Below are 7,248 nucleotides of genomic sequence, written 5' to 3' on the forward strand. Positions count from 1 at the left end.
GCCGATGGCAATCCAACCAATAATCCTAATGACTATCCGGTTGGTCCGGCGGGCGGTTATCATCCTCCTGAAGTAATGCTAAACGGAGGTTACCGACGCTCCAAGCATAGAACATTAAATGGAATATTAAGGTTCGATTTGGATTTAAGTCAGTATGTTAAAGGGTTATCGACAGCTGTTCAGGCCAATGTTAATGCCTATGACAGAAACATGAAATCATATGTGGTTCATAACAAATGGTATATATTTCAATCAGGTGATTCTGAAAACAAATTTGTACCTGGTCCAATAGATTTCACGCAAACAAAATCACACAACCTCAGCTCAAGCTATCCTAATATTCAGGAAAATGTTGGCTTAAGCAGCTCGTATCAATACAACTGGTTTATTAATTATGACAGGCAGTTTGGAAATCACAATATTTCGGCCGTGGCAGTTTACGAGCAGGTTGAAGACAATGGTAAGTGGTTATATGGACGGGCCGAAGATTTACTATCAACAAACATCGATCAGATTTTTAATGCATCAGGAGAACCTGAAAGAAGAATATTCGATGGTGGTGAAAGTGAGAATGCGAATGCTTCTTACATCGGACGTTTAAACTACAGCTTTGCTGATAAATATATCGTTGAATACTCATTCAGATACGATGGAAACTATCGTTTTGCTCCCGGACAGCGTTGGGGTTATTTCCCTTCTTTTTCAGCCGGATGGAGACTTTCAGAAGAAAACTTTATGAAAGGAATAAATTGGCTGACCAACCTGAAGATAAGAGGTTCGTATGGTACAACCGGTTCACTTGAAAATATCTATGGTCAGTCAATTACTCCGTGGCAATGGACCAATTATTACACCAAATCAACCGGATTTATTTTTGGAAATTCATTGCAGGATGGACTTAGTCCGGGAACAATGCCTAATACCAACATTACCTGGTCAACTGTTAAAAACTGGAACTTAGGTATTGAATATGGATTTTTCGACAATAAGCTAAGCGGTGAGTTTGACTTCTGGGGTAAAAATGTGAGTGATATACTTGGGCCACGTTTGGGATCAACACCTACAACATTGGGAGCTAGCTTGCCTTGGGAAAACTATGCTGAGCGCGAATGGAATGGTTTTGAAATTTCAGCAACTTATAAAAATCGCATTGGTGATTTAAAATACGAAGTATATGCCAACATGGGTTATGCTATAGATGAATGGGTTGTTTATGATGAACCTGAATCTTATACCGATGGAACCTATAAAGATAATTGGCGAAGCAGAATTGGTAAGCCAGGGGCAAGAGTAGGTGGATTAATCTCAAAAGGTATTATTCGCACCCAGGAACAACTGGATGCAATTCCTGACGGATATACTGTTTTTGGTCGTCAGCCACAAATCGGAACTCTTTTGTTTGAGGATATCAGAGGTGATAATTATTCAGAAGGACCGGATGGAAAAATTGACTGGAATGACTGGACTTACTTAAGTGACAATGGATCACCACGTATTAACTATGGTTTTGGTACTAACCTTGAATGGAAAGGCATCGCAATTAATGCACACTTTCAGGGCGTTGGTGCATATGATCGTGTAGTTGCTACCCGAAACTCAGGAGGTGGTGGTGTCTTCCAGGTTGATCGCCCCTATTTCGAACTTTGGGCCGATAATTATTGGACACCTGAAAATCCAAATGCCAAATATCCAAGAATTGGTGGTAACTGGATGCAGCCCGAATTCGGTGGCGGCCCTTCTTCTTTCTGGATGAGAAACGGTGCTTACTTGCGTTTAAAAAACCTGAATATTGCCTATACCCTTCCTAACCAATGGTTCAATAAAGTTGGTTTAAAGGATGTACAGGTATTTGTTAATGGTACCAACCTGTTTGTTATTTCAGAGTTTAAGGAACACGATCCCGAACAAGCCACATTAGATTCATATCCACTTATGAAGACTTTTACCGGTGGGCTAAGTATTAATTTCTAAAATCAACAAAGAGATGAAAAAAAGTATTCTTAAAACATATATTAAGCACATCTTAAGCTTTATAATGGCAGCCCTTATCATAACCGGGTGTGGCGATTTAATCGACGAGGTAGAAGATCTTGGCCGCTATCCAGGTGAAGGCACTTTTGATGATGCACAAACAGCTCAGGCATATCTTGCTAACCTGTATGCCATTACATTAAGTGGCTGGCCCGTAAACAGTGGCAACATGGCCGACGAAAGTGGTAGTATTATAGGCCCTGACTGGGTGACAACGAACAATAATACAATGAAATACTGGCCATATGTTGAAATACGTAATATCAATATTCTACTGAAAGAATTACCCGAAGGTACTGTTCCTGATGATCAAAAAGCAACCATGATAGGTCAGGCAAAATTTTTACGAGCCTATCATTACTTTAAGATGGTCGTCATGCATGGTGGTGTACCAATTATTAAGGAACCACAAGATATGGACGATGACCTGAACGTCACTAGAAATAGTACCGCTGAATGTTTCGATTTTATCATTGAAGACCTTGATGATGCTATTGCTTCATTGCCTGACAAATATGATGGCTCTGACAGGGGCAGAATTGACAAGGCTGCTGCCCTTTCCTTTAAAGGGCGCGTATTGCTTTATAAAGCATCACCACAATTCAACTCATCTAATCCATATGATAATCAATATTGGCAAGATGCTTACACAGCCAATAAAGCCGCCATCGATTTTCTGGATGCTAATGGTTACGGATTATTAAGTAACTATACTGATATTTTTGAAACCGAAGGACATATGGAAAATGTTCTTTCAGTAATCTATCAGGACCCTGTTAAATCAAATGGACGAAGCGAAAACTCTGTTCGCCCATTATCAGAATCCAAAAATGCTGTTGGAGGTGATCAACCCATTTGGGCAATGGCCGAAGCTTATCCAATGATGGATGGTAAACAACCTGGCACATCTACAGCCTATCCATACGATGTTCAAACCTTCTGGCAAAATCGTGATCCACGGTTTACAGCGAATTTGGTGTGGAATGGTGAAATATATGAATTGAGTGGAAAAGCCGGCAGACGCCAGTATACAATGACCAATATAGCCTCCTCGGTAGATGCATTTGGCTATGTAATACAAGGCGAAAGTCACTACCGCACTGGCCTTTATTGTAGAAAAGGTATTAATGAATCATTGCTACCTGAACTGGTTTCAACCAATGATTACGATTGGCCTGAAATACGCTATACAGAAGTGTTGTTCAACTATGCCGAAGCAGCAAATGAAACTGGAGAGTCAGGTGTTGCCGTTCAGGCATTGAAGGATATCCGGGATCGCGCCGGTATCGAAGCCGGAACTGATGGCATGTATGGCCTGAAAGATGGTATGACACGCGAAGAAGTTCGTGAAGCCATCCTTCATGAAAAGTATATTGAAATGCTGTTTGAAGGTAAACGTTTCTGGGACTTACGTCGTCACCGCATGTTAGATCGTTTGGATGGTATACGTAAATACGGCATCATGGCTATGACCGTTAATGGCAGAACTTACGATCAGGTAACAACAGAGGATGAAGAAAAAGCCAAAAACAATGAGTTGCTACCTGAAGATTTTGGCTATTCAGTTGAAGAGTTAATTACCAACGGCCCAACTCAAATGGTAATGCCGGAGAAATATTACTTCTTCCCGATCCAATTAAGTCACATTGACAGAAATTCGAATCTCGAGCAAAATAAAGATTGGGGAGGTACCTTTGATCCTGAGTTATAACTTACTTAATCAAATGCTCTTATTATAAAGAGCTAAAAATACAAGAAGCTGTTTTTAACCAAATAGTTGACTAAAGTTTCGGTCAATCTTAAAGTTAAAAACAGCTTCTTTCATTTATCATTAATAAAGGGTAAATGACTGAGGCTTTTAAAAAGATGAAAAACAGACAATGCTCCTTTAGAAGTGTCATGTAAAAAATGGAGGAATAATGTGAATTCCACTTAGTTATTTCCTAATCAGTCATAATATTCGCTAAAACTTTTTAATTTTGCTAAAACGTTTTAACACCTAAATCTAAATTCCAAAATCAAACTAATACACAACAATAATTCAACAAGTATGAAAAGAATCTTTTTATTGACAACCGGAATTATTCTGGTACTTTTTGTTTCGTGCAAAGACCATTCTAACAATTTTTCGTGTTCTTCAATCACCACCCTCTACAAAGCGGCTCCTGAGGGCGTTCAAACACGATGGACTAGTGCCGAAAATGTTAATGCCGAAAAAGGCAAAGGTGGAATGAGTAATAAGGGTGCTAAAGGCGATGCTTATACTTTAATTGCTCCTGGTACTTCAAAAGTTATTTTTGATCAGGAAGGTGCAGGAATTATTACAAAAATATGGTCAGCTAATTCTTTGTTATGGAAACCTGAGAACCGTCGTAAGGTAAAAATAGAAATGTATTGGGATAATTCTGATAAACCTGCTGTCTCCGTTCCTTTTACTGACTTTTTTGGTATTGGCTTAGGACTCATGAGAGAGTTTGAGTGTGAATTATTTGCCTCTCCCGAAGGGCGCTCGCATAATTGCTTTATCCCAATGCCATACAGAAAGGCAGCTCGTATTGAAGTGGTTAATGAGTCGGATGACATTATCATGTTTTATTACAAGGTTGATTTCTTAAAACTGGACAAACTTGCCGATGATGCCCTATATTTTCACGCCTACTGGCATCGCGATATAAAAACAACGATTGGTAAGGATTTTGAAATTCTTCCGAAAGTTGAAGGAAAAGGACGTTATCTGGGAACGAATATTGGCGTTATTGGTGATTCAACTTATCGGGGAACCTGGTTTGGCGAAGGAGAAGTGAAAATTTTCCTTGATGGAGATAAAGAATTACCAACTCTGGTAGGAACAGGTACTGAAGATTACATTGGAACAGGTTGGGGACAAGGTGAATATGCTAATCAAATTCAAGGTTCTCTGGTGTCAAACAAAGAGCGTGATATTTACGCATTCTACCGATATCATACTGTTGACCCGGTTTATTTTCATAAGGATTGTAAGGTGACTATTCAGCAAATTGGAAATAGTCAGCGAAAACAACTAAGGAAAATGAGAGAGAATGGAGCTGATTTTGAGGTGGTATGGTCTTATGTTTCAAGTGAAGGCATGGATGCCAGTAAACGCTACCTGGATATGGATAATCCTCCAAAACTGGAAGATGATGATTTTCCGGATGGATTCTCTACCAATTTTTACCGTAGCGATGATGTTTCGGCAACTGCCTATTTTTACCTGGATAAACCTGTTTCGAAGCTGCCTGCAATTCAAAACAAAGAGTTAAGGACTGAACTTATGACGGAAAAGGTATATCAATACACAAAATAACTGAGGATTATACCTGATTGTTAAAGCAAAAAGGTTCCTTCAATTTTATAGCAAACCCTCGTCATTTGGCGAGGGTTAGTTTTTTCTGTTTCTCGCTGATTGCGCAAATTATCGCAGATTTTTATTCACCCGAATGGGTGAATGCTCTTTCAGCGAAAATCAGCGATATCAGCGGGCTATGAAATTCTGCATGCGGAGTGAAGGTATTAACATTGACTTTTCCTTCTTCGAGGCAATCACTTTATTCCTTTCGGTAATCAGTAGGCGTCACATCAAATTTATTTTTGAAGCATTTGTTGAAATAAGCCCGGCTCTCAAAGCCCGTTTCCATTGCAACTTCGTTTATCGGAAGCTTAGTCTCTTTCAGTAAACGCGCTGCTTCATCCAGCCTAACATCGCGGATATATTCTTTAGGAGCTTGCCCTACCTCATCTTTTAGAGTGTTATAAAGTTTCGTTTTACTCATGTTTATGGCTTCAGCAAAGCTCGCTACCGAAAAGGATGAATCAGCCAGATTGTTAAGGACAATTGTTCGAATCCGATTATTAAAATCACTTTTTTCTTCTACTGATGTCTCTGCTATTTTACCACGTTGTTTGCGCATTATCCAAACAAAAGTTACAAAAAGCAAAAGGCCAACTACTGCAAAGTATATCCACCAATTGCTCTTGGTATAACTTAAATACTCATCCCAGTCTTCTTTTACCTTTTGGCTGACTTCTTTAATTTCTTCATCACTTAATACCCGATTCCAGATTATTAAATCATCCATTTGACCATGATAATGATCGTTCCATAAGTTAATGCCAATATCCAATTCCTTGGTAGTTTGCTTAAATGGCTTCACATGAAAGGTTTGGGTCTGCTTACCATCCACGTAAAAAGTCAGAATTGATTGCTCTTTATAAGTGATCGCAATATGTTGCCATTCATTCAGTTTCAGATTTGAATTGATTGAGACAATATCAACTTCTTGCGGAATGGTGAACAACAGAGCTCCTGCGCTATTAATTCTAAACGAATAGGCATGTCCTAAGCAGACCAATGCGCCAAAATCGCGATTAAAAACAGCGGGTTTAATCCATAATGATATGGTAGTGGCATTATCAATGGGTAGTTCACCAAATGACATAAACCGATCTTTGCCATTAAAATCTGCCACAGTACCTCTAATGGAGTCTTTGATAAAGATAATATTGCCCGTTGGCTTTAACTCTTCTGTTGAAAAATATGCTTTCATTCTATCCATAGGCTGGTAGAAAACAATCCCATCGGTTAAATTAAGGAAATCCTTAGATTCCTTATGTAGTCGGTCAATATCAGTTAAATCAAGCGCACTGGCATAAATCGAAATGCCTTTCATGATCCCGTTAAAATGTTCCTGCCACTTATCTTTCCCGATCAATAGTTGGCCAGGCCAGTGATAAGCTTCTCCCATCCAAACAAATTCATTGATCAACTCTCCATCGACATAAATTTTAACCGAAGGATAATCAATAACGAGGCTCACAAAATACCAGTTTTGATTTGTCAGCAGCAAACTATCGGTATTGTTATCGATGAGTCCCGGTTGTGTAAACTGAAGTTCGCGAGTATTCGTTGTTCTAAACCAGAACAAATCAGGAATACCAACAATAGCCATATTCTTTTTTAAGAGCTCATTGGGTTTGATCCATGCGCAAAATGTTAATTGTCTGGTGAGTGGAACATCATTAAGTTCTATTTCACTATCTATCCCGTTAAACTCATAACTCACTATACCACTCCCTCCTGTATGCTTATCAATGGAATGTTCGGTTCTGGTAAGATGATCAAACAAATTATCTATATCGATTTTATTTTGTGCCTTTGCAGAAACATCAATCAATACACAGATAAACAAGACTAAAATG

4 protein-coding genes are annotated in these 7,248 nt (G+C 39.0%); 3 read left to right on the forward strand and 1 reads right to left on the reverse strand.

What is annotated here, in order from left to right; all coding sequences use genetic code 11:
- From AC4MRQ_RS23945 to AC4MRQ_RS23955, 3 genes are all read left to right on the forward strand, one after another.
- Positions 1 to 1,971: SusC/RagA family TonB-linked outer membrane protein (locus AC4MRQ_RS23945; RefSeq protein ID WP_491200255.1), on the forward strand; the 1,971-nt coding region annotated here is incomplete at its 5' end.
- 13 nt (positions 1,972 to 1,984) lie between these two features.
- On the forward strand, positions 1,985 to 3,742 hold the full coding sequence (locus AC4MRQ_RS23950; protein ID WP_491200256.1) for a RagB/SusD family nutrient uptake outer membrane protein: 1,758 nt from the start codon (positions 1,985 to 1,987) through the stop codon (positions 3,740 to 3,742).
- A gap of 339 nt (positions 3,743 to 4,081) precedes the next feature.
- On the forward strand, positions 4,082 to 5,356 hold the full coding sequence (locus AC4MRQ_RS23955) for a glycoside hydrolase family 172 protein (protein WP_491200257.1): 1,275 nt from the start codon (positions 4,082 to 4,084) through the stop codon (positions 5,354 to 5,356).
- A gap of 241 nt (positions 5,357 to 5,597) precedes the next feature.
- Here the strand turns inward: AC4MRQ_RS23955 and AC4MRQ_RS23960 are convergent.
- On the reverse strand, positions 5,598 to 7,248 hold a 1,651-nt coding region (locus AC4MRQ_RS23960; RefSeq protein WP_491200258.1), incomplete at its 5' end, for a LamG-like jellyroll fold domain-containing protein.

Source organism: Carboxylicivirga sp. (assembly GCF_982718395.1).

What these genes read in the sequence shown, in the direction of transcription:
- AC4MRQ_RS23950 (WP_491200256.1), top strand. Translation starts at nt 1,985, where the DNA reads ATGAAAAAAAGTATTCTTAAAACATATATTAAGCACATCTTAAGCTTT.
- AC4MRQ_RS23955 (WP_491200257.1), top strand. Translation starts at nt 4,082, where the DNA reads ATGAAAAGAATCTTTTTATTGACAACCGGAATTATTCTGGTACTTTTT.